The following is a 23,030-nucleotide window of genomic DNA, read 5'->3' as shown; positions in this document are numbered from 1 at the left end:
GTTTGGGCTACACACGAAGCGGATGTATCACTAATACTTTTTAGGAGGCCTACAATGAAACTTGCGAAGTGGACAACAACAGGAATCGGGCTGCTGGGCCGGGGGGCGCTGGCTGCATTGCTTGCGGCAGGCAGTCTGCTCATTCCGGCTGATCACGCCCGTGCCGATTCCGGCGGGTCGATCCGGGTTGCACTGTATGCCGATATTGGCAGCAAATATAAATCTACCGTACCGCTGGTAACCCTGCAGTCCGAGCAGAGCTTCAGCCTGCTTCCGGCAGCCGGCGGCAGCCCGCTATTGTCGGTTCCGGCCCAGAACAAGGTCCGTGTCAGTCTCGACGGGTTCCGGGTGAAGGTGCTGGAGACGCCAAGCTGGCAGAGCGCTGCGGATGCGGCGAAGAAGCTCCAGTCTTCTTCCAATAAGCCGCAGATCTTCATGGCTGCCAGAGGCGGCGCCAAGGTATATCAGCTATATACCGGAGGCTATGCCAGTGAGAGTGCAGCCAATAACGGGCTGAACGCAGTCCTCAAGGCCGGTCTGGCGATTCCTGAGGGGCAGACCCCTGCGGTGGCCGGAACCAAGCATCTGTCTGCGGGCTCCTACGCTACACTTGAGGAAGCCCAGGCGGTAGTCAGCAGCCTGACCACTGCCGGCTTAGATGCCTGGCCGGTATTCATATCCGGTGAGGGCGGCAGTGCGCGTACCGAGGTATGGGTAGGAGAGGCGTCAAGTGACAGCGAGCTTGCGGCGGTCTCTGCTTCGGCAGCTGCGCTGCTTCCTCAGCTTGCTCTGACGCCTGTGGCGCCGGGTGCACCCGGCGTAATGATCCGCATGGACGCAGGGCTCGATTTCAACAGCGAAGTCCAGGCCTTTCATTATCTGTTATCCGGAAGTGACGCGAAGTTCATCTTGTCCGGCAATGATAAGGGAATTATGCTTACAGAAAGGTCCAAGCGGATCTACCGCGGCGATATGGAGCTTGGCAACCTGAATGGTTCATTGTCTGTCATTAACGTGGTTCCGCTGGAGCAATATCTGTATGCGGTAGTGGGGGGAGAGGTATCCTCCGGCTGGCCGGAAGAGGCGCTGAAGGCCCAGGCTGTAGCGGCACGCAGTTACGCGTTGTCCCAGGGGAACCGCTTCGATGTTGCCAATGTGGTGGACACAACGCTCAGCCAGGTCTATAACGGAATCAGTGCAGAAGCACCCACAATCATCAAGGCGGTTGATGCAACCGCAGGTGAAGTGCTGCAGAGCGGCGGCAAGGTTGTGGAGGCGGTATTCTCCTCGAACAGCGGCGGCGTTACGGCTGATCCGTCGGAGGTATGGAACAGCGGCGGCAACTATACCAGTGTGGCCAGCGCAGAGGATGTGGCTGCGGTGGGCTCGGCTAAGAAGTGGTACTATGTACTGCTGGACAACGGCGTCTCCGGCTATGCCCGGGAAGATAACATCAAATTAACAGGCAGCAAGACAGCCGCAGGGCTCCCTATTGCCACAGCCACTGCCAAGGATGTAAATATCCGGCCGCTGCCTGTCGTTGACAGCAGTGCTGCTCCGGCAGGCAAGCTGAATCCCGGACAGAACGCCGTAGTGCTGAATCAGGTCTATGAATCCGGCAGCTACAGCTGGATCAAGGGTCCGTATTCTTCAGCCGAGCTGCTGAAGAGCCTGGCCGGCAAGACCAGCGGCACTCTGCCCTCTTCTATAACCACTCTGGAGGTTACCCGGCGCGGGCCTTCAGGAAGAGCGGTGGAGGTCAAGGCGAACGGCCAGATCCTGCAGGTGAAGTACCCGGATCTGTTCCGTTCCTCCTTCGGCGGATTGCCTAGCACCTTGTTTGATATTGTACCTGCCGGAAGTTATACTGTATTAGGCGCTGACGGCTCTACAGCTGCTATCGGCAGCACCAGCCCGGCCGGAGTGCTGTCTGCCTCGGGCCAAGTGACGTCCAGCGGCAGCGGTACGGTTGTGATGGGTGCGGATCAGAACTCCAGAGTCGTGACCGGCAGTCCGGGCTTCTATTTCATCGGCTGGGGTTATGGGCACGGACTCGGCATGTCTCAATGGGGCGTGAAGGGAATGGCCGACAAAGGGTATGATTATAAGCAAATATTGCAACACTATTTTAATAACGTTACTATAATTAAGAATTAAGGAATGAAGATCCTATTATGAATGTTGAACTTTATGATTTCAATCTGCCGGAGGAGCTGATTGCCCAGACTCCGCTTGCCGACCGCAGTTCATCCAGACTGCTGCTGGTAGACAAGGAGAGCGGGCAACTGGACCACGGTCATTTCACGGATATACTGGGGCAGTTCCGCCCGGGCGATACGCTTGTACTTAATGATACACGGGTTATTCCCGCCAGACTGTTCGGAGTCAAGGAAGATACCGGAGCCAAGGCGGAGGTCCTGCTGCTTAAGAATCTCGAAGGGGACCGCTGGGAGGCGCTGGTGAAGCCTGGCAAGAAGCTGAAGACCGGAGCGGTCATTGTCTTCAGTGAAGAGCTTCGTGCCGTGATTGAAGATGAAGCAGATATGGGCGGGCGGACACTCCGCTTCATTTATCAGGGGATTTTCCAGGAGATTCTGGATAGGCTCGGCTCCATGCCGCTTCCTCCTTATATCAAGGAAACCCTGGATGACCGTGAGCGTTATCAGACTGTGTATGCCCGGCATGAAGGCTCGGCGGCAGCGCCGACAGCCGGACTGCATTTCACCACTGAGCTGCTGGAGCAGATTGCAGCCATCGGTGTGAATATCGTCTATGTCACACTACATGTCGGTCTGGGGACCTTCCGTCCGATGTCTGCCGAGACCGTGGAAGAGCATGTCATGCATGCCGAGTATTTCGAGCTGTCGCAGGCAGCAGCGGATGCTCTCAATGAAGCCAGAGCAAGAGGCGGAAGAATCATAGCTGTAGGCACCACCTCCTGCCGGACCCTGGAGACCGTAGGCAGACAATGCCAGGGCGGGCCGATTGAGGCATGCAGCGGCTGGACGGATATTTTTATCTATCCGGGTTATGAATTCACTGTCGTCAATGCACTGATCACCAATTTCCATCTGCCCAAGTCAACCTTGGTCATGCTGGTAAGCGCTTTGGCTGGCCGGGAGCTGATTCTCGCCGCATACGAAGAAGCGATTAAGCAGCAGTACCGGTTCTTCAGCTTTGGCGATGCAATGTTCATTTATTAAGCAAGAGGAAGGGTTAAACCAATGGCAGCAATCACTTACGAACACATTAAGACCTGTAAGCAATCCGGGGCACGGCTCGGAAGAGTCCACACCCCGCACGGAATTATTGAGACACCGACCTTCATGCCGGTGGGCACCCAGGCTACTGTCAAGACGATGAGTCCTGAAGAGCTTAAGCAGATGGAAGCACAGATTATTCTGAGTAATACGTACCATCTGTTCCTTCGTCCGGGTCATGAGATCATCGGCGAAGCGGGCGGCCTGCATAAGTTCATGAACTGGGACCGCCCGATCTTGACCGACAGCGGCGGCTTCCAGGTATTCTCCCTGAGCGACATGCGTAAGATCACCGAAGAAGGGGTTCATTTCCGCTCCCATCTGAACGGGGACAAGAAGTTTCTGTCTCCCGAAGTCGCTATGGAGGTCCAGAATGCGCTCGGCTCCGATATTATGATGGCCTTCGATGAATGCCCGCCTTATCCGGCTGAATATGAGTATGTGAAGAAATCGCTCGAACGTACCACCCGCTGGGCCGAACGCTGCCTCCGAAGCCATGCCCGTCCGAATGACCAGGGACTGTTCGCTATCGTACAGGGAGGCATGCATGAGGATCTCCGCCGCCAGAGCGCGGCTGATTTGACTTCCATGGATTTCCCGGGGTATGCTATTGGGGGACTCAGCGTCGGAGAGTCCAAGCAGCTTATGTATGAAGTGCTGGATTACACGGTTCCGCTGCTGCCGCAAGGGAAACCGCGCTATTTGATGGGCGTAGGTTCACCCGATGCGCTGCTGGAAGGGTCAATCCGCGGAATAGACATGTTCGACTGTGTTCTGCCTACCCGTATTGCCCGTAATGGAACAACAATGACCAGTCAGGGGAGACTCGTCGTGCGTAACGCCCAGTATGCCCGTGATTTCGGGCCGCTGGACCCGGAGTGTACCTGTTACACCTGCCGGAACTATTCCCGTGCTTATCTGCGTCATCTGATTAAGGCCGACGAAACCTTCGGCTTGCGGCTGACAACGTACCATAACTTACACTTCCTGCTGGAATTGATGCGTAAAGTGCGTGAAGCCATCATGGAAGATCGGCTGCTTGATTTTCGCGATGAGTTTTTTGCACAATACGGATTATATGATAATCTAAAAGGCTTCTAGAGAGTACGGAGTGTTCATGTTTATTCTTGAAAGGGGGGAAATGATATGTCACAGTTTTATATGGCAGCAGGTTCAGGCGGCGGCGGAGGCAGTATTCTGGGTCTTGTAGGCCCTTTTGTACTGATGTTTGTCGTGTTCTACTTCCTGCTGATTCGTCCGCAGCAGAAGAAGACCAAGGCACGTAACGGAATGCTCAAAGCGCTCAAGAAGGGCGATAAGGTCGTTACCATCGGCGGTCTGCACGGAACGATCATGGAGATTTCGGATGACATCGTTATTCTGCGGGTTAATGATGTGACCCGATTGACGTTTGACCGGGGCTCGATCAGTCACGCAGTTGTGGAAGTAGAAGACAAGATGTAATAGTCTCTCTGCTTAATTACATAAAAATCGGCGTTTCTCTTAGGAGAGAACGCCGATTTTTTTTATACGCCATATGCGAATTGAGGGCCTTAACGTGTATTGGTGACCCGGCCCCGCACTCTCAAGCCCTGTTCCCCGCTGCGCAGGGTAAGCTTGGCAAGCGGTACGGCGATAGCCGTGGACAGTACAGCCAGCAGGGTGCCGCCAATCATGTCGGTCAGCCAGTGAATGCCGAGATAGAAGATTCCAAAAACGATAATAACGGCTGAGATTGTACTGATCACCATCCAGCGGCGGTTGCCTGAGCGGTAAGCGAGCAGAGCCATGGATACGGAGATAGCGGTATGTAGGCTCGGGAAGCAGTTATTGAGGCCGGATAGCGGCCGGTATTCCTGTTCAAACCTCGGGAAAACATCCAGCATGATGAACCGGACCCCGGCAGGCGCATAGGACCATACCTCATTGACCGGAAAGTACAGATAGAACGGAATAGCGATAGCATAGGTTAGAATAATGGTGTAGCAGGTCGCATAGAGGATCACACGGTTTTTGTCCAGCAGATAGATCCCCAGTGAGGCTGCCAGCACGGCTTGCAGCATGAAGATATAGAAGAAGACAATCACCGGTGTCAGCCAGGGAGCGTAGAACAGCTCTTGAACCATCCGGACGAAATGCCCCTCCAGGCCGAAGATAAAACCTGTGTAATCTGCGGTCAGCCGCATCTTTTCTTCGATCTGCAGCTCATATTTATTCAGGGCAAGAATGCTGAACATTCCTATAATTATGAGTGTGAATTTATAGGATCTCAGCAGCTCTCTCCCGATTTCAACTAAGGCCATCAGCGGATTGCGCCGTGCGCCGATCCAGATTAAGATCACAACAATGGCAACGGTATATACTACTACAAGATTCATGGATTGGTACAGCAAAGCATTCGAAGCCTCCTTGATAATCGCTCATATGAAGTCAGACATAGGTAGTGTACCATATTTTCAAGGGAAGGTTTCAATTTTCGAAAATTATATTAATTAGGATTTCTGTAAATTAACTCCAAACATTCCTCCAAGTGCGCTAATGCCTGCAGCCGCCAGAACCCACAGGAAGTCTATTCCCCCCGGCGAACTGTCAAGAGCCAGAAATCCAATCAGCAGCACAGCCAGTCCGTATAGCAAGCCGGTGAGTGCGCCCTGGTACCAGCCTTTGCGGAGGGCCCTGCTGCCTGCGGTCAAGCCTCCGAATGCGGCAGCGACGCCGTGCACAATGTAGGTGTACATGGTGAGATCCTGTTCCTGCAGTCCACTGCCCCAGAGCAGGAGGGAGAGGATGAACGCACCCAGCATCATCCACAGGAACGAGCGGATTAAACCCGATAATACCGGACTAGATATTTTCCATGAGAATAGACGCCTGATTACAGACATGGTAAAACCCCCTAAAAGTTTGTTAACCGGATACTAATTATTGTATGGGGAGGCTTGCCCCAATAGTACAAGAATAGGCGGTATGACTTTTACCAGTAATTAAGCAGCAGCTTTCCGAATGTTCCCTTTACGGTCAGGTCAGAATAGGGGTACATTAATCCGCCAGTATGGGGGAGTAGCGGAAGGGGAGCGAAGAGAATATGTTCCAGCATATTACGATCCATATCTTTCTGACCGTGCTGATGTATATCTTCATTTTCCTGAGCATGCGCATCATGGGCAAACGTGAAATCGGTAAGCTGTCTGTATTTGACCTGACCATTTCCATCATGATTGCCGAGATTGGTGTCTTTGTAATTGAGGATATCGAGCGCCCCATCTATGATGGTGTCGTTCCTATGGCGACTCTGGTGCTGATTCAGGTTATCGTCGCACAGCTCAGCCTGAAGAGCCGGAAGCTGCGCTTAATGGTGGATGGCAGACCCAGCATTCTGATCTCGGACGGGAAGATTCACCGGGGCGAAATGCGCCGGCAGCGGTATAATATTGATGATCTGCTGCTGCAGCTCCGCGGGCAGAATATTGTCAGTCCGGCAGATGTGGAGTTCGCTATCCTGGAGACAAGCGGGCAGTTAACGGTGATCGAGAAGAACCAGAATGTCACTTCATCCAATCAGTCGGGCAACAGCAGCTCCGGCGCAGAGCGGAAGGAGAAGAACAGCGATAGCCAGAAGGACTCCGGCAATGCTGAATCATCCGGCGGTGACTCTGCTTCTGTGAAGCTGCCGAAGCATAAGATCCGTTATGAAGGACTGCCGATTCCGCTGATTATGGACGGGAAGGTGCAGGATGGCAATCTTGAGATGATCGGCAAGAACCGGTTCTGGCTTAGAACCCAGATCCGGCAGAAGGGTGTCTCTGATTTCCGGGATGTTTTCCTGTGCTCCGTGGATCATAAGGGAGAGCTCTACATTGCCCCGATTAGCCCGGATAAGGGGAAGCAAACCTAACTGCGCCAGCGTCTGAAAAAGGGCACACGCTCCAGGTCACGCCTGGAGATCAGCCCGGATAACAGGCAGATGCTCAGATAGATGGCCATGCCGCAGAAGGCAGCGGCTAAGAATTGTATCCACTGCGACGGGGAGATCGGAACGGACGTATACACATACGACATCCCGGCGGCCATGATGACCGTAGCGGCCAGGATTTTGAGCGGGTCCGACCAGCGCAAGGACATGGCGGTGAGCTTGACTACACTGTAGCCGTGCAGAAGCGTGACAAGTAAGCTGTTGACCATAATGGCGATGATGGCGCCCAGAATGCCGTACTCGGGCCGGGAGGCCAGCAGGAGAATCAGCAGGATTTTGACAACGGCTCCTATCAGCGTATTGATCAGTGCCTTACCCGGCCGGTCCATGGCCTGAAGGGCAGCCTGCAGCGGGGCCTGGACATAGAGAAACACAGCGAACGGGGCCATCATCCTAAGCATAGGGGCCGTATCCGCTGCATTGCCGTACATTAGCGTACAGAGCGGTACGGCAAGAATATACATAACAGCAGCAAACGGGGCACCGGTCACCATGGCGAGCCGCAGGGCCTGGTGCATTCTTTTGTGAATCGTGGGCAAATCGTTGCGGGCTGCGGCCTCGGATAAGGAAGGGACAAGGGAGACGGCCAGCGAGGAGCTGAGCACACCCGGCAGCAGCAGCAGCGGAATCACCATTCCCTGCAAGGAACCATATTGTGCGGTTGCGGCGGCGGCTGCGATTCCGGCAAGCGCGAGGCTGCGCACGGTAATAATCGATTCCAGAAGGTAAGAGAATGAGCCGATCAGCCGTCCGGCAGTTACCGGTATTGAAATGCCGATGAGACGCTTAAAGACAGGTGTAGTCGTCTGCGCGGGTTCGCGTCCGGCACTGCCCTGCGTATCCTGAACCATAGTATCTACGATAGGCGGGAGTTCAGACCTGTCTTTTTTGTCGTTAAAATAATATTGCCCCAGCAGGGCCAGCATTCCGGCGATCTCCCCCACAGTCACGCCAAGCATCGCACCCGCAGCTGCAAAGGCGATGCCCTTCGGCAGCAGCATCCAGGAGAACCACAGCATGAAGAAGATCCGGATGACCGATTCCAGCACGGAGGAGAAGGCCGAGGGAATCATGTTCTGCCTGCCTTGAAAGTATCCCCGGTAGATGGATGAAACGGCGACGATGGCAATCATGGGGGTCATGCTGACGAAGGTATAATAGACACGCTGGTCCGTCAGAAGAACGCTGGATACCCAGGAGGCGCTGAACAGGGCGACGAAGGTGAACACAATGCCCAGCGACAGGCTGAGAGCGAGGCCGGTTTGCAGGATTTTGCGCGACTGCTCCGGGCGGTTCTCCCCTTCGGCTTCGGCAACCAGCTTGGCAATCGCCAGCGGGATTCCCCCCGTAATTACCGTAATGAGCACAATGAAAAACGGGTATCCGAGCTGATACAGACCCACTCCCTCAGCGCCGATGATCCGGGGCAGGGCAATCCGGGGAATGAAGCCAAGCATCCGGTTAATGATACCGGCGAGCAGCAGGATGATCGTTCCTTGTATAAAGGTCTGTTTCCTCACAGGGCACTCCTTCTTCCTACATATGAGATGAAACTGCAGGTGAATTACCGCCATAACCAAGCCAGGCTTGTATAAGGATATGCGGGTACAGGTGCGCTGCATGACAAGCATTCTGTAGACAAGTTTTTTGGTCTTAAGCAGGAAAGTGTGAGCGCAGGGTCGAATACGTACCACTGAGCATACGTAATTGAGGAATCTTTGGAGGTGCCTGCACGTGGAATCGGAACAATGGAGATATGACGAGCTTAGTGAAGATATCGAAGCCATGTGCATCAGCAAAGCGGAGGAATTCCGGCTCCTCGGCTATGAATATGTGACCGGTAAGGATATTTGGGATTGCATCAGCCGCAATTATGCCAAGGAGGGAAGACCTCCCCTGCACAGGCTGGTCAATGACATTTATTCACTCAAGTCAGGCAGTTATATGACTTATCTGACCTTGGCGGCCTACCGGGGATTGAATTAACGGGGGGATTTGTCAAAAGGAACGATTTTCTTTTGCAAACGGGTACGGGAAGCAGTAAAGTAAGTAAAGAGTGTTCAGACTTGTCCTATCAAACGGAGGTATCTTCGCTTTGCAGCAGAACCTGCCGTTTCTTTGTGTGAATCAAGACACCGTCATTCCTTCTGAATTGACGGTCATTTCGCACGTAGCTATAATAGGAATATTGATGTAATGAAAGGGGAACTAGCTAGAGCATGAAGAGAATGATGAGCTTTATCATTACCGTGGTCGTTCTAACCGGCGTCATGGTATTTACTACTCCCGGGCTGCTGGACAGAGTCCGTCTGGGTCTTGACCTCAAGGGCGGATTCGAAATTCTGTACCACGCCGAGCCAATGGATACGGGAGGAACTCTGACCCGCGCTTCACTGCAGAAGACTGCAGAGAGCCTCGAGAAGCGGGCGAATGCACTCGGAACCAGCGAGCCTGAGGTGACCACCGAAGGTACGGACCGCATCCGTCTGAAGATCGCAGGTGTGACGGACGAAGCAGAGGTCCGCAAAAAAATGAAAGAACCCGCAGTTCTGACCTTCCGCAGTGCCAATGAAGGGGATGCTCCCGGGGTATACAGCAAGATTGAGCTTGTAGGCAGTGACTTTGTTGAAGGTGCGGCAGAGGTTCAGCGCGATCAACTGAACCGGCCCGAAATCAGCATCTCCATCAAAGACAAGAAGAAATTCGCAGAGATTACCGAGCGCCTGCTGGGTAAGGAACTCGCCATCTATCTGGATGAGAATCTGTTATCTTCGCCTCCCACGGTACGAGCTGTCCTGACCGATGGTAAGGCTTCGATTTCCGGGGGATATACACTGGATGAAGCCCGTGAGATTGCCGATACCATCAACCTCGGTGCTTTGCCGCTGAAGCTGACAGAGAAATATTCCCAGAGCGTAGGGGCTACACTGGGTAAGCAATCCTTGGATGAGACCGTCAGAGCCGGGATTGTCGGTTCTGTGATTATTTTGATCTTCATGCTGCTTATGTACCGTCTTCCGGGCGTACTGGCCAGCTTTGCGCTGATCCTGCACACCTGGCTGCTGATTCTGGTATTTGTCCTGGCAGACTTTACACTGACCCTTCCCGGGATCGCCGCGTTCATCCTCGGTATAGGGATGGCCGTCGATGCCAATATCATTACCAATGAACGGATCAGGGAAGAAATGCGCAGCGGGAAGGGCATTATGTCTTCCGTCAAAGCAGGGAACAAGACCTCCTTCCGTACAGTTATGGATGCGAATGTAACCACTATTATCGTAGCGGCTGTCATGTTCGCCTTCGGTACGGGTGCGGTTAAAGGCTTCGCACTGATTCTGATCGTGGAAATTGTACTAAGTATCGTAACAAACCTTTATTTTGCCCACTGGCTGCTGACAGTGCTGGTTAAAGCCGGCGCACTCAAGAAGCCGAAGCAATTTGGGGTAAAGGAGAGTGACATCAGTGCGCTTTAAGAAAGAGCTTGATTTCGTACATTTAAGTAAATTCTTCTATATCTTCTCGATTGCCCTTACTGTGGCGGGGCTCGTCTTTCTGGCAACCTTCGGCCTGAACTACAGCGTTGACTTCAAGGCCGGGTCCAATGTGGACGTAGCGCTCTCCAAGAGTGTCACGCTGGCTGAGCTGCAGCCGGCTCTAAAGGGTGCGGGCATCGAGCATGAACCAACCGTTACCATCGGCGACAAGCGGGTCAACATCCGCTATGATCAAGAGCTGAGTGATGCACAAAGTGAGACCCTCAAGCAGTCAATCAACAAGATTGATGACAAGGCGTCTTTTGAAATCAATACCGTAGATACTGAGATGGCCAAGGAACTGGCCCGCAATGCGATCTATTCCGTGCTGCTATCCAGTATCGGGATTATCATCTATGTAAGTATCCGTTTTGAATGGCGTTTTGCGCTGGCTTCCATTGTGGCGCTGCTTCATGACGCATTCATGGTAGTGGCGGTCTTCTCGATCTTCCGTCTGGAGGTAGACATCACCTTCATTGTCGCGGTGCTGACCATTATCGGTTACTCAATTAACGATACCATCGTTATCTTTGACCGGATCCGCGAGAATCTGCGCTTCGGCAAGCAGAAGTCGTATGAGGATCTGAAGCACCTGGTTAACAAAAGTGTAATGCAGACACTCATGCGTTCTCTTTATACAGCCTTCACTGTATTTATTGCCGCATTCTTCCTGCTGATTATGGGCGGGGAGTCGATCCGTATGTTCTCGCTTGCTATGGTTATCGGTCTGCTCTTCGGAGCGTATTCATCGATCTTCATCGCAAGTCCGCTCTGGCTGCTCCTGAAAAAGAACCAGAAGCCTGCGGCGAAGACCCCGGCCAAAGCCTAGCACCCGGTTGTTCTGTAAGCCGCGTCTGTAGCGACGCGGCTTTTCGGAATCTCCGGGTCAGGGCGTCTTGCTTGATTTCATCATCATGAGTTTACCTGCTAGTGGTAAGGAGGGCCTCGTTATGAATGACAAACCATTACCCCGGAAACAAACCGTTGCCTGGACCGGAATCCTTAGTGATGTTCTACTCGCTCTAGCGAAGGGAAGTATCGGTTATCTGTCAGGCAGCAAGGCATTGTTGGGGGATGCAATCTATTCCGGAGCAGATGCCGCTGCCAGACTGGCGGGGGTGATTCCGTGGAACCTGAAGCAGAGTCACAAGGCAGAAGGCTCAGCGGAACGCGGCCGGGCTGCGCAAGGAAGCAAGGAGCCGATGGCGGCTATTCTGTTCTCTGTGCTGATTATTATGGGCGGGCTGCAGGTTGCCTTCTCGGCGATACGTGATTTGACCCGGGGACATCTGTCTGCACCGGGGCAGTCAGCGCTTGCCGCTGTCCTGCTGTGCATTGTGTTCAAAGAGGCGGTGTTTCAATACCAGTACCGTTATTTCAAAAAAAAGGGCGACGGCAGTCACGCGGCTTATGCTGATAGCCACAGGTTCAGCCTGTACACCTCTATAACTGTATTTATCGGGATTGCCCTGGCCATGACTGGAGGATACCTGGATTGGCATCCTCTGCTGTATATGGACCCCATCGCAGCCCTGCTGACCGGCTGTCTGATTCTGCGCAAAGGCTATTCATTAATTACTTCCTCAGTGTACAGCAAAAAGATTCAGGAGCTTCCTTCCGAGGAAGCAGCCAGCTTCATTGAGACGGTTCAGCGGGTGCATGGAGTCATCCGGGTGGAGCAGCTCCGGGCGCTGGAGGAAGGCAGTTATGTGAATCTGCATGTGAAGATTAGTGTGAATCCGCGGATCAGCGTGATGGAGGCCCAGGATATTTCAGAATGTGCCCGCAAGCTGCTGCAGCACCGGTTCGTTCATGTAGGCGAGGTTCATATGGATGTTGTGCCGTATGATCCGGGTTATCCTTATAAAAGCAATCACGAGCTCGCGGACAACGATATTCCCACGCTGCTTCAGTAGTCTGCAAGGTGAGAGAAAGGTGAACTGTATTGCTTCATTCAAAAACAAGCTGGCAATCTCCGGCAGCCGATTCCGAGCGTATTTCGGAACTGGCCCGGAGCCTTTCTATTTCTCCGCTCCTTTCTTCACTGCTAGTGCAAAGAGGGTTGGATACCGCCGACAAGGCACGGGTATTCATGGATTCAGGAGCGGAAGATAGACATGATCCATTCCTGCTCAAAGGAATGGCTGAAGCGGTGCCGCGGATACAGAAGGCACTGCAAGAGGAAGAGCATATTCTGGTGTATGGTGATTATGATGCAGACGGGGTTTCCAGCACTGCGCTGATGATCTACCTTCTGCGTCATCTTGGGGCCTCTTTTGACATTTATATTCCCCATCGCTCCAATGAAGGCTATGGACTGCATAATCATGCGCTGGACTGGGCGGTCCAGCAGGGTGTATCTCTCGTCATTACGGTTGATACTGGTATCAGTGCCTATCATCAGATTGCCTATGCCTCGGAGCTGGGCATTGATGTTATTGTCACGGATCATCATGAGCCGCCGGAGCTGCTGCCCGAGGCGTATGCCCTGATTAACCCGAAGCTGCCGGACTGCCCGTATCCGTTCAAGGGTCTGGCCGGAGTGGGTGTGGCTTACAAGCTGGCTGAGGCGCTCCTTGGCAGCGAAGTGCCGGAGGAATGGTGTGAGATTGCCGCTATCGGTACCGTAGCTGACCTGATGCCGCTGCTGGGCGAGAACCGCAGTCTGGTGCGCAGAGGTCTCAGCAGCATGCGGAATTCGTCGTTCCCGGGCATCCGTGCGCTGCTCGCGGTAGGCGGTATTGCGATGAACACCGTCAGTGCGGTCAATATCGCCTTCGGTATGGCGCCGCGTATTAATGCCAGCGGAAGACTGGATCATGCTGGCCGGGCGGTTACACTGCTGACCACGGAAGATGCGGCAGAAGCTGAGCATTTTGCCGGAGAGCTGGATCTGCTGAACAAGGAGCGCCAACTGGTTGTCGAGCGAATTGTCACCGAAGCCACAGTCAAGCTGGAGGAGAGAATCAGCCGGAGCGGACTGCCGGATATTATTGTGCTGGCGGACCAGGGCTGGAATGTCGGTGTAGTCGGCATTGTGGCCTCCAAGCTGCTGGAGCGGTATTACCGTCCGGTCATTATTCTGGACATTCATCCGGAGACCGGGATGTGCAAGGGCTCTGCCCGCTCCATCCCGGGCCTCGATATCTATGCTGCCTTATCCTCATGTGCCGGGCTGATGGACCACTTCGGAGGACATCCGGCCGCTGCAGGGATGAGTGTGCCGCAGGACAAGCTGGAAGCCTTCGATGCGGCGCTGAATAGCTATGCTGCGTCTGTTCTGACACCGGAGGACTTCGTAGCTGTTACAGCTGCGGATGGTGAAGTATCCATTGCGGATCTGACCCTCCAGGCTGCGCTTGAGCTGGAGCGGCTTGCGCCGTTCGGCATGGCCAATCCGCTGCCGAGATTCATTCTACGCGGAGCAGTTGTGAAGGAGACGCGGAAGATGGGCCAGGAGGGCAAGCACCTTAAGCTTGTGCTCCAGCAGGACAAGCTGACAATTGAAGCTGTAGCGTTCGGCAAGGGGCCGCTGGCTGAGCTGCTTCCGGACGGTACAGCCGTGGATGTTCTGGCAGAGCTGTCCGTCAATGAATGGAACGGCTCGCGCAAGCCTCAGCTGATGCTGCAGGATCTTGCGGTACCGAAGGCGCAGCTGTTCGATCTGCGCGGCGCGGCCGATGCCGTCAAGCAGGCGGCGCATCTTCAGGAGCTGCTCCGCACCTATAGCGGAAGCAGTCCGGACCGGAGTGCAGCGGTCTTCCAGAACAGCCGGACAACGCCGCTGCGTGATCTGAAGGGCATGTCCCTCTGGGTATACGATGAGGCAGCCGGGATCACTGCTGTACATCAGCCGGAGGGCACGCGTGACGAAGAGGGACTGTCACTGCTCTGTGTGCTGGATATGCCGGAGTCCCCGGAGCAGCTGGAAGCACTGTTTACTGCTTTTCCGGGGGCGGAGAACATTGCCTTGCTGCATTCCATCCGTGACGGGCGTGACCGGCTGCAGGTTCCTACCCGTGATCATTTCAAATCGTTATATCAATGGATTGCTGCAATCGCTGCAGCTCCAACTCCTGAGCATGAAGTGCTGCTGCGGCTCAGCCGCCAGTCGGCGCTTGGTATGCGTATGGTGAGCAGAATGCTGGATGTGTTCGCTGAGCTTGACTTCATTGAGCGCAGCGGCGGCACAATCACCTTTGTCCCGCAGCCTGCCGCCAAGAGTCTGAGCACATCAGAGCATTTCGTCAGACTGGGCAAGACGGCGGAGATGGAGCAGTATTTCATGGAAGGCAGCCGCAGTGAATTGCAGGAATTCATGCTGTCACGGCGTTTAGGGGCCTCATAACAGCTAGATATGCTGTCACGGTCATTTGGTTCGAGTAACTTCAGCGGGGATGATCCCCGCTTACTTTTAGGAGATGATGATGTTGGATTTCAAAAACAATATTCGCGTAATTCCGGATTTCCCCCAGGCTGGAATCAGCTTCAAAGATATTACTACACTGCTGAAGGACGGCGCTGCGTACCGTGCAGCCATCGATGAGCTTAAAGCTCTCGTGGCCCACCTGGAGATCGATGTCATTGCCGGACCGGAGGCGCGCGGCTTTGTAGTGGGCGCACCGCTGGCTTACGCGCTGGGTGTAGGCTTCGTGCCGATCCGCAAAAGCGGCAAGCTTCCTTATGAGACAATCGAAGTGGGCTATGATCTGGAATACGGCAAGGATACCCTCGCTGTGCATACCGATGCGATCAAGCCAGGCCAGAAGGTGCTGATTGCTGATGATCTGCTGGCTACCGGAGGGACGATTGCTACTTCTGTCAACCTGGTGGAGCAGCTTGGAGGTCAGGTGGTCGGCGCTGCATTCCTGATCGAGCTGACGGCTCTGGCCGGACGGGACAAGCTGTCGGATATTGAAGTGGTTACTTTGTTGACTTACGAGGATTAATCGTCGTGCCCGGCAACTTTTCCCGGGAAATATAAAGCGGACTGCTGTCGAATGAAGACAGCAGTCCGCTTTTTGTTGATGCGCTGGGTGGATAATAACAGATGTGAGTTATTTAATGTGCCGATTTGTCAGCTTCCTGTTCATTGGACAGGCCCAGAACCTCGATCAGCTTGAAGAGCAGGGCGAGGACCATACCGACGATAGTCGCCAGTGCCATGCCTTTCAGCTCTACACCGCCAAGCTTCAGCGAAATGCCGCTGATGCCGACAACCAGGACGAGCGTAGCCAGAATCATGTTGGTGGCTTTGGAGAAATCGACTTTTTGTTCAACAAAGATACGCAGGCCCGACGCCGCAATGACACCGAACAGCAGCAGGGATACACCGCCCATAACCGGCAGCGGAATGTTGGCAATGACCGAGGAGAACGTTCCGGAGAACGACAGCACGATGGCAATCACGGCAGCCCCCGCGATAACATATACCGAGTACACCTTAGTCAGAGCCATAACGCCGATATTCTCACCATAGGTTGTATTAGGCGTAGACCCCAGGAATCCGGAGAGTACTGTTGAAATCCCGTTACCCATCAGTGAGCGGTCCAGTCCCGGGTCCTTGGTCAGATCCTTGCCGACGATATTGCTGGTGACCAGCAAATGGCCGATATGCTCCACAATGACCACAAGCGATACAGGAATAATAGTCAGAATGACCTGCCAGTTGAAGGATGGGGTAATGATTGTGGGATGCGAGAGGAAGCTTGCTTGAGAGATGGCACCAGTATTCACTTCACCCAAGATATAAGCGAGTACATAACCGGTAACAATACCGATGAGGATATGAATGATTTTGGGGAAGCCGCGGAACAGCACGGAGCCGAGCACGGTAACACCAAGCGTGACGAGCGACAGGGTAATGGCTTTGCCGTCAGGCGTCCAGTCGGCAGTGGCCACACCCTCAGGTGCAATCAGTCCGGCCATCCGTGCGGCTACAGGTACAAGCTCCAGTCCAATCGTGGCCACAATCGCTCCCATAACTGCCGGAGGGAATACAATATCAATCCAGCCGGTACCGGCATAACGTACAATTAAAGCCACAAGAATGAATATAACACCAGTCACGATAAAAGCGCCCAATGCAAGCGAATATCCGCGCTCATGGTCGCCGGCATGCTCTTTCAGCACAAGCAGCACCGGAGAGATGAAGGCGAAGCTTGAACCCAAATAGGCAGGGATTTTGCCGCGGCAGATCAGAATGTAGAGCAAGGTGCCGATACCGTTCATCAGCAGGATCATGCCGGGATCTACCCCGAACAGGTTGGGAACAAGCACGGTGCTGCCGAACATGGCGAACAGATGCTGAAGACTCAGGAGGAAGCCCGGGCCCCAAGGGAGTCTTTCGTTAACTTGAATTTCGCGTTGCAATGGAGTTCACTTCTCTTTCTGATCTAATTTGATTTGACAATTCTTATCTTTTAAAAAACCGCCTTTACTAGATTAAATAGAACAGCGGTTTTTTACAACAACATTTTTATCCGTGCCACAAAATTGTCTTTTCTTGACCCTTTCCCTTACAGGAATACCACGCTATGGCAAGTGTTGACGGAATCCCTCGTAAGCGTCATAATTATAGACAACTTTAACCTGAGCGCAATGCAGCCGGGAACGTATGGAACCTGCAAATTCTGCATGCTTGCAGGTTCATTTTATTATAGAAGGGAAACGGATACGACGAGAATGGGCATAGAGCAACTAACCGAAAAGGCTGGCGCCTATATAAAAGAAAAAGATCTTCTCCGCATCCGTGAAGCTTATGAATTCGCCGATCAGGCTCATCACGGGCAGGTACGGAAGTCGGGGGAGCCATACATTCTGCATCCGCTGGCGGTCGCAGATATTGTCGTCAATATGCAAATGGATGTCATATCCATTATTGCTGCGCTGCTGCATGATGTTGTGGAAGATACGACGGTGTCCCTGGAGCAGATCCGCACGAAATTTGGCGATACCTGCGCCATGCTGGTGGACGGCCTGACCAAGCTGGAACGCATCCGCTTCCGCTCCAAGGAAGAGCAGCAGAACGAGAACTACCGCAAGATGTTCATCGCTATGGCCCAGGATATCCGGGTGATCGTGATTAAGCTGGCGGACCGTCTGCATAATATGCGTACGCTCAAATACCAGTCCGAGGAGAGTCAGCGCCGGATTTCTTATGAGACGCTGGAGATCTTTTGTCCCATTGCGGACCGGCTGGGGATCTCGGCGATCAAGTGGGAGATGGAGGATATTGCACTCCGTTACCTGAACCCGCAGCAGTACTACCGGATTGCGAATCTTGTACACAAGAAGCGGGCAGAACGCGAGCAGTTCATTGACAGTGTCATCGGCCGCATCCGCGCCAAGCTCGATGAAATGGGCATCGAAGGCGATCTTTCGGGACGTCCGAAGCATATCTACAGTGTCTATAACAAGATGAACACGAAGAACAAGCAGTTCAACGAGATCTATGATCTGCTGGCTATCCGCATTATCGTCGACAATATTAAGGATTGTTATGCCACTTTGGGCATTATTCATACGCTTTGGAAGCCGATGCCTGGCCGTTTCAAGGACTATATTGCTATGCCCAAGGCGAATATGTATCAGTCTTTGCATACAACCGTAGTAGGTCCGGGAGGAGAGCCGACGGAGGTTCAGATCCGCACCTGGGAGATGCACCGCACGGCCGAATTCGGGATCGCCGCCCACTGGGCGTATAAAGAAGGCAGCAGCAACAACGTTAATCCCGAGAACCGGATGCCGTTCTTCCGCGAGATTCTGGAGCTTCAGCACGAAGCCAAGGATGCCGAAGAATTTGTAGAATCGCTGAAGATGGACTTTTTCTCTGATCTGGTCTTCGTATTCACGCCTAAGGGTGAGGTAGTGGAGCTGCCTGCCGGTTCGGTGCCGCTGGATTTCGCGTTCCGCATTCATACCGAGGTCGGGAACCGGACAATCGGCTCCAAGGTGAACGGGCGTATTGTTCCGCTTGACCATAAGCTGAAGACCGGGGATATCGTGGAGATTCTGACCTCGAAGAATTCTTACGGTCCAAGCCGCGATTGGCTGAAGATTGCCCAGTCCTCACATGCGCGGAGCAAGATCAAGCAGTGGTTCAAGAAGGAGAAGCGCGAGGAGAACGTGGAGAAGGGCCGGGAGGCCATCGAACGCGAGCTGAAGCGCCTGAACGTGGAGGTCTCTGACTGGCTGACGGAGGACAAATTGTCCGAGGCTGCGAAGAAGTTCGCCTTCAATGATGTGGAGGATATGCTGTCGGCGGTCGGCTTCGGCGGGATTACCGCAGCGCAGATCGCCTCCAAGCTGACTGAGAAGCTGCGTAAGGACCAGGAGGAGGCCGCAGGCCATCTGGAGCTTACCTCCGAGATGAAGGCGATCAAATCCAGCGGAGAGAAGCGCAACCAGCCGACCAACGGGGTCCGTGTCAAGGGGATCGACAATCTGCTGGTACGCTTCGCACGATGTTGTAATCCTGTGCCGGGCGACGATATCATCGGATATGTGACCCGTGGACGGGGCGTATCGGTGCACCGTGAGGATTGTCCGAACCTTCCGAACGAGATGGACGGGGAGGAAGCAGCGCGCGTGATTGAAGTGGAGTGGGAAGGCAGTATGGAGGCTAATTACAGCGTCGATATTGAGATTACCGGCCACGACCGCAACGGACTGCTGAATGAAGTGCTGCAGGCGGTATCGGAGAGCAAGACCAATATTTCAGCGGTCACCGGGCGCTCCGACAAGAACAAGATGGCGATGATCCATATGACGATTCTGATCCGCAATACCGATCACCTGCAGTCTGTGGTCGACAAAGTGAAGCGGGTCAAGGATGTGTATACCGTTAACCGTATTATGCAATAGGTGCTAAGGCAAGGAGCTGAAGGATGAGATGAGAGTCGTTGTGCAGCGCTGCAAGAACTCCAGTGTGACGGTGGACGGTGCAGTGACCGGAGCCATTGGAGAGGGCCTGCTGCTGCTGGTCGGCGTAACCCATGAGGATACAGAGAAGGATGCCAAGTATTTGGCTGACAAGGTTGCCGGACTGCGGATTTTCGAGGATGATGCCGGTAAAATGAACCATAGTGTGACAGAGGCCGGCGGGGCCATTCTGTCCGTCTCCCAATTCACACTGTACGGGGACTGCCGCAAGGGCAGACGCCCCAACTTCATGGCGGCAGCGGCTCCGGCTGAGGCAGAGCGGCTTTACGACTACTTCAACCAGGTGCTGCGTGCCGGAGGGCTACAGGTTGAGACCGGCGTGTTCGGAGCGATGATGGATGTCGCCCTGACCAACTGGGGACCGGTTACGCTGCTGCTGGACAGCAAGGGTCAGGATTAGAGCCGGGCAGACGCCGCTTTAACTGTAAATATAAGAATTTATATGTTTCACACGATAATTTATCCTTCTATTTCTCGCCGACACGGTACCGTCCTTTAAAAGGACGGCAAAGCCGTTTCCACTTGATAAGATACATCACGGGACTCCACAAGGTGGGGTCTTTTTTGCTGTGGAGGTAATCGGGCATAATCTAAGTGGGAAGGCGCATACTGTGTGCTGGAGCAGAGGCGATCGCGCGGGATGTAAGCGGAAAAGCAGACACACTGTGCTGATGCTACGAAGGTCAATGGGTTCTATTTAATCCCTGCCGGATAGCCATCCTCGCAGGTGGATAGACTAGGGATGAATGACTATTCACAAGTTGCGGGGAGTCCGAAGTGATGAGACAAGCACCGAAAGCATGGATGTGGAACACGATACAAGGTCATAAGGCGGGGTCTGCGGCTGAAGCTTCAGCGGAAGCGAAGGAAGCCGGCGGGCTGCGGGAGACGCAGGAGATGCAGGAGATGCAGGGAATGCGTGGAATGCGCCGCGGTCTTCTGCCCCGGACCTAGAAGAAGCGAAGGGCAGCGGACTGCTTTTTTCGACGCATAGAGATTGTAGTTGTGAAATAAGAATTTGCATCGAACCTGCCAGGGCTCGTTATAAAGCGGGGGAATGAGGGTAATAGATTGACATGAACGAAAGCAGCGTAGAGAGGAGATATGGATCTCATGAGTAAAGTAGCTTTTCTGCTCGCCAATGACTTTGAAGATTCTGAAATGAAGGTTCCTTACGAAGAAGTTCTACAGGCAGGACATCAGGCAGAAATCATCGGTCTGAAGAAGAATGAGACCCTGCTCGGCAAAAAAGGAAGCGTATCCTATGCCGCCGATAAAGCGGTCAGCGAGGTCACAGCCGCAGAGTATGATGCGATAGTCATTCCAGGCGGATCTTCGCCGGAGAATCTCCGTCTTGACCCGGATATTCTGCAATTCGTGAAGGATGCTGACCGTGCAGGCAAGACGATTGCCGCTATCTGCCACGGGCCGCAGATTCTGATCAGCGCTGAACTGCTGCAAGGACGCACGCTTACCTCCTATCCACCGCTGAAGGATGATCTGATCAATGCCGGTGCGGAGTTCAAGGATGAAGAGGTCGTCGTAGACGGCAATTACATTACTTCACGCACACCCAAGGATGAGCCCGCTTTTGTGCGTGAGCTGCTTAAGGTGTTGTAATACAAGAAATACCTGCATAACCCGTTTGGCATAATACAACTTTATGGGAGGGATTTACAATGACTAGAAGAATCCAAGCCTATTTCAGTACAGAAGATGCAGCGGAAGGTGCTAAAACTTCTTTGATTCCTTACGGTGTAGAGGGGATTGAGGTATCGGCGTTAACGGACCCTTTGGATAATGGAGTAAATAACCGGCGCAACATTCTGATCCCGCTGGGCTCCACCAATACCGCTTCAACAGGTGCCGGAGGCGTTTACGCTGCCGGAGGTGCAACAGGTATGGGGTCCGGGGCGGCCATTGTTCCGGCAGTTGCGGCAGAGGATGATCTGAAACGTACGGATGAAGTACGCGCCGATGAAGTACGCACGGAGGGCGAAGTGCATAGAGGGGAAGAGCTGACAAGCAGTGACCTGGAGCACTTGCATTATGTCATGGATCTCAAGGTAGCCGAGAATCATTACAACGAGGTTGTAGAGGTTCTGCGCGGCAAGCAGGCCTATGTGGAGATTTTTGATTAAAAGGGACCGCGGTTCCCGCCGGTATACATTTCAGCTCCAGCCCTCCGTTATGGAGAGGCTGGAGCTGTTTTTTAGATTTGGAGATGAGTATTCCTTGAATACATCCATGAGAAATCCTGCCAAAAGTGCAACATTACTGCCCCAAAACGGTGCTCGCAAGCAGGCACACGACCTGAATGTATGTGAAAAACAGCATACATTGTGTTCGCGCGAAGGTAATCTTATTCATCCATCCGTTTGAATAATTTTGTTCTGCAGCAAAAAGAGAAAACGGCAGGATATATGTAGACAGGAACAGGGGGATGGTGTAACCTATGGATTAGCATGCAGCGGGGATTTGGACGGCTTGGTGAAACGCTTTCTTTTCTGTAATGCAACTGTAACACTCCATTCATGATTCCTTAATATAGCGTGTTTATAATAGAAGCATGACCCCCTTTTTTATAATATATGATGATGGACCTGCAGCAATCGGCTGCAGGTCACTTTTTTGTTTTAGGGTTGGCGCATGAGTGAGTCCCAGCAGAGTGAAGCGGACTGAGAAGCGCCTATTTGTCCAAAAAACGTTATTTTGAAGCGGACGCGGACTGACATTCCGTTATTAGGTTGATTTGAGCGAATAATGAGGTATATGTAGGTGCATAGCGGAATCTGAGTCCGGTTAGGCTGAGAATTATGAGTTTTTGCCTTAATAACGGAATCTCAGTCCATTTGGCGGAAGGAACGCTGGAGGCAGCTTATTTTATTCAATCCTTGACTTTAGCGCAGTGGTTCAGTAGAATCTAACAGTATACGGTAAGTTATATTGTTTTGATGACGGGACCAAGTAATCCGTAACCCACAACCCCAGAGAGGAATCCCGCAGATCATGGCTGTCGTCCAGGTAAGGAGGACACATGCTGATCGGCAAGGCTGTAAGGATTCTGTTGATGAACGGACGAATGACCTCCCCGAGAACGCACGGCGAACGCAGGCAGCAGGATTGCCTACAGTCAGTAGCCGAATTGCGCGTAGGCGGGCGTTAACCGCTTAGAGCGGAGCTTACGCAGAGCAAGTTGCTAAGCCCGGAATGTGGGTGGTACCACGGGTGAATTATTGGTTATGATAATCCCTCGTCCCTGTTTGTAATTGAACAGGGATGAGGGGTTTTTTGCTGTTTTAAGGGGTTATTTTCAGGAGG

At 53.3% G+C, this 23,030-nt stretch carries 21 protein-coding genes; 17 read left to right on the top strand and 4 right to left on the bottom strand.

All coding sequences use genetic code 11. The features are described 5' to 3' along the window. Nucleotides 1–54 precede the first annotated feature (54 nt). The 4 genes from MKX51_RS23605 to yajC are packed head-to-tail and all read left to right on the top strand — an operon-like array spanning nt 55 to nt 4,724. A complete protein-coding gene (locus MKX51_RS23605; protein ID WP_340994072.1) occupies nt 55–2,157 on the top strand; it encodes a SpoIID/LytB domain-containing protein in 2,103 nt (700 codons plus the stop codon). A gap of 17 nt (nt 2,158–2,174) precedes the next feature. Beyond that, entirely contained in the window at nt 2,175–3,203 is a 1,029-nt protein-coding gene (gene queA, locus MKX51_RS23600; protein ID WP_340994071.1) for a tRNA preQ1(34) S-adenosylmethionine ribosyltransferase-isomerase QueA, read from the top strand. Between the two features lie 21 nt (nt 3,204–3,224). Then, nucleotides 3,225–4,361: a tRNA guanosine(34) transglycosylase Tgt gene (gene tgt / locus MKX51_RS23595; protein WP_340938732.1), complete on the top strand. Its 1,137-nt coding sequence runs from the start codon at nt 3,225–3,227 to the stop codon at nt 4,359–4,361. Between the two features lie 45 nt (nt 4,362–4,406). Further along, on the top strand, nt 4,407–4,724 hold the full coding sequence (gene yajC, locus MKX51_RS23590) for a preprotein translocase subunit YajC (protein ID WP_340938733.1): 318 nt from the start codon (nt 4,407–4,409) through the stop codon (nt 4,722–4,724). Nucleotides 4,725–4,813: 89 nt separating this feature from the next. Here the strand turns inward: yajC and MKX51_RS23585 are convergent, their stop codons facing one another. Both MKX51_RS23585 and MKX51_RS23580 read right to left on the bottom strand, forming a co-directional pair. Then, complete coding sequence (locus tag MKX51_RS23585; protein WP_340994070.1) at nt 4,814–5,653, bottom strand: phosphatase PAP2 family protein; 840 nt, start codon at nt 5,651–5,653, stop codon at nt 4,814–4,816. Nucleotides 5,654–5,752: 99 nt separating this feature from the next. Beyond that, complete coding sequence (locus MKX51_RS23580; RefSeq protein ID WP_340938736.1) at nt 5,753–6,145, bottom strand: TIGR04086 family membrane protein; 393 nt, start codon at nt 6,143–6,145, stop codon at nt 5,753–5,755. Nucleotides 6,146–6,345: 200 nt separating this feature from the next. Between MKX51_RS23580 and MKX51_RS23575 the strand changes: the two genes are divergently transcribed. Then, on the top strand, nt 6,346–7,155 hold the full coding sequence (locus MKX51_RS23575; RefSeq protein ID WP_340938737.1) for a DUF421 domain-containing protein: 810 nt from the start codon (nt 6,346–6,348) through the stop codon (nt 7,153–7,155). On the opposite strand, the gene spoVB is transcribed toward MKX51_RS23575, so the two are convergent. After that, complete coding sequence (gene spoVB, locus MKX51_RS23570; protein WP_340994069.1) at nt 7,152–8,753, bottom strand: stage V sporulation protein B; 1,602 nt, start codon at nt 8,751–8,753, stop codon at nt 7,152–7,154. The two genes, MKX51_RS23575 and spoVB, sit on opposite strands and share 4 nt — an antisense overlap. Before the next feature lie 214 nt (nt 8,754–8,967). On the opposite strand from spoVB, the gene MKX51_RS23565 reads away from it, so the two are divergent. From MKX51_RS23565 to MKX51_RS23540, 6 genes are all read left to right on the top strand, one after another. Next, nucleotides 8,968–9,219 (top strand): post-transcriptional regulator, encoded by a 252-nt coding sequence (locus tag MKX51_RS23565; protein ID WP_036690543.1) that lies wholly within the window; start codon nt 8,968–8,970, stop codon nt 9,217–9,219. 233 nt (nt 9,220–9,452) lie between these two features. Then, nucleotides 9,453–10,706, top strand: a complete 1,254-nt coding sequence (secD, locus tag MKX51_RS23560; protein ID WP_340938739.1) for a protein translocase subunit SecD — start codon at nt 9,453–9,455, stop codon at nt 10,704–10,706. Further along, complete coding sequence (gene secF / locus MKX51_RS23555; RefSeq protein WP_340938741.1) at nt 10,696–11,595, top strand: protein translocase subunit SecF; 900 nt, start codon at nt 10,696–10,698, stop codon at nt 11,593–11,595. Before secD ends, secF begins: the two co-directional genes overlap by 11 nt. A 121-nt stretch (nt 11,596–11,716) precedes the next feature. Continuing rightward, nucleotides 11,717–12,682: a cation diffusion facilitator family transporter gene (locus MKX51_RS23550; protein WP_340938743.1), complete on the top strand. Its 966-nt coding sequence runs from the start codon at nt 11,717–11,719 to the stop codon at nt 12,680–12,682. A gap of 29 nt (nt 12,683–12,711) precedes the next feature. Further along, nucleotides 12,712–15,114, top strand: a complete 2,403-nt coding sequence (gene recJ, locus MKX51_RS23545; RefSeq protein WP_340994068.1) for a single-stranded-DNA-specific exonuclease RecJ — start codon at nt 12,712–12,714, stop codon at nt 15,112–15,114. Between the two features lie 82 nt (nt 15,115–15,196). Next, nucleotides 15,197–15,715, top strand: coding sequence for an adenine phosphoribosyltransferase (locus MKX51_RS23540; RefSeq protein WP_036732465.1), 519 nt, complete (start codon nt 15,197–15,199; stop codon nt 15,713–15,715). 112 nt (nt 15,716–15,827) lie between these two features. On the opposite strand, the gene uraA is transcribed toward MKX51_RS23540, so the two are convergent. Further along, nucleotides 15,828–17,138, bottom strand: coding sequence for a uracil permease (gene uraA / locus MKX51_RS23535; RefSeq protein ID WP_209872306.1), 1,311 nt, complete (start codon nt 17,136–17,138; stop codon nt 15,828–15,830). Between the two features lie 312 nt (nt 17,139–17,450). On the opposite strand from uraA, the gene MKX51_RS23530 reads away from it, so the two are divergent. The 6 genes from MKX51_RS23530 (at nt 17,451) to MKX51_RS23505 (ending at nt 22,875) form a co-directional block, all read left to right on the top strand. Further along, complete coding sequence (locus MKX51_RS23530) at nt 17,451–19,631, top strand: RelA/SpoT family protein (protein WP_340938746.1); 2,181 nt, start codon at nt 17,451–17,453, stop codon at nt 19,629–19,631. Between the two features lie 28 nt (nt 19,632–19,659). Then, nucleotides 19,660–20,109, top strand: coding sequence for a D-aminoacyl-tRNA deacylase (gene dtd / locus MKX51_RS23525; RefSeq protein WP_340994067.1), 450 nt, complete (start codon nt 19,660–19,662; stop codon nt 20,107–20,109). 380 nt (nt 20,110–20,489) lie between these two features. Further along, nucleotides 20,490–20,663, top strand: coding sequence for a hypothetical protein (locus tag MKX51_RS23520; protein ID WP_340994066.1), 174 nt, complete (start codon nt 20,490–20,492; stop codon nt 20,661–20,663). Between the two features lie 159 nt (nt 20,664–20,822). Next, nucleotides 20,823–21,329, top strand: a complete 507-nt coding sequence (locus tag MKX51_RS23515; protein WP_340938749.1) for a type 1 glutamine amidotransferase domain-containing protein — start codon at nt 20,823–20,825, stop codon at nt 21,327–21,329. Between the two features lie 59 nt (nt 21,330–21,388). Next, nucleotides 21,389–21,850, top strand: a complete 462-nt coding sequence (locus MKX51_RS23510) for a hypothetical protein (protein ID WP_036732344.1) — start codon at nt 21,389–21,391, stop codon at nt 21,848–21,850. An 896-nt stretch (nt 21,851–22,746) separates the two neighbouring features. Then, the gene (locus tag MKX51_RS23505; RefSeq protein WP_340994065.1) at nt 22,747–22,875 is read left to right on the top strand and encodes a hypothetical protein; all 129 of its coding nucleotides are present in this window, start codon (nt 22,747–22,749) and stop codon (nt 22,873–22,875) included. Nucleotides 22,876–23,030 lie beyond the last annotated feature (155 nt).

Origin of the sequence: Paenibacillus sp. FSL M7-0420 (assembly GCF_038002345.1) — a bacterium.
In the GTDB taxonomy this organism is placed as follows: Bacteria; Bacillota; Bacilli; order Paenibacillales; family Paenibacillaceae; genus Paenibacillus_AQ.
This window is presented reverse-complemented; position numbering and strand designations above follow the sequence as displayed.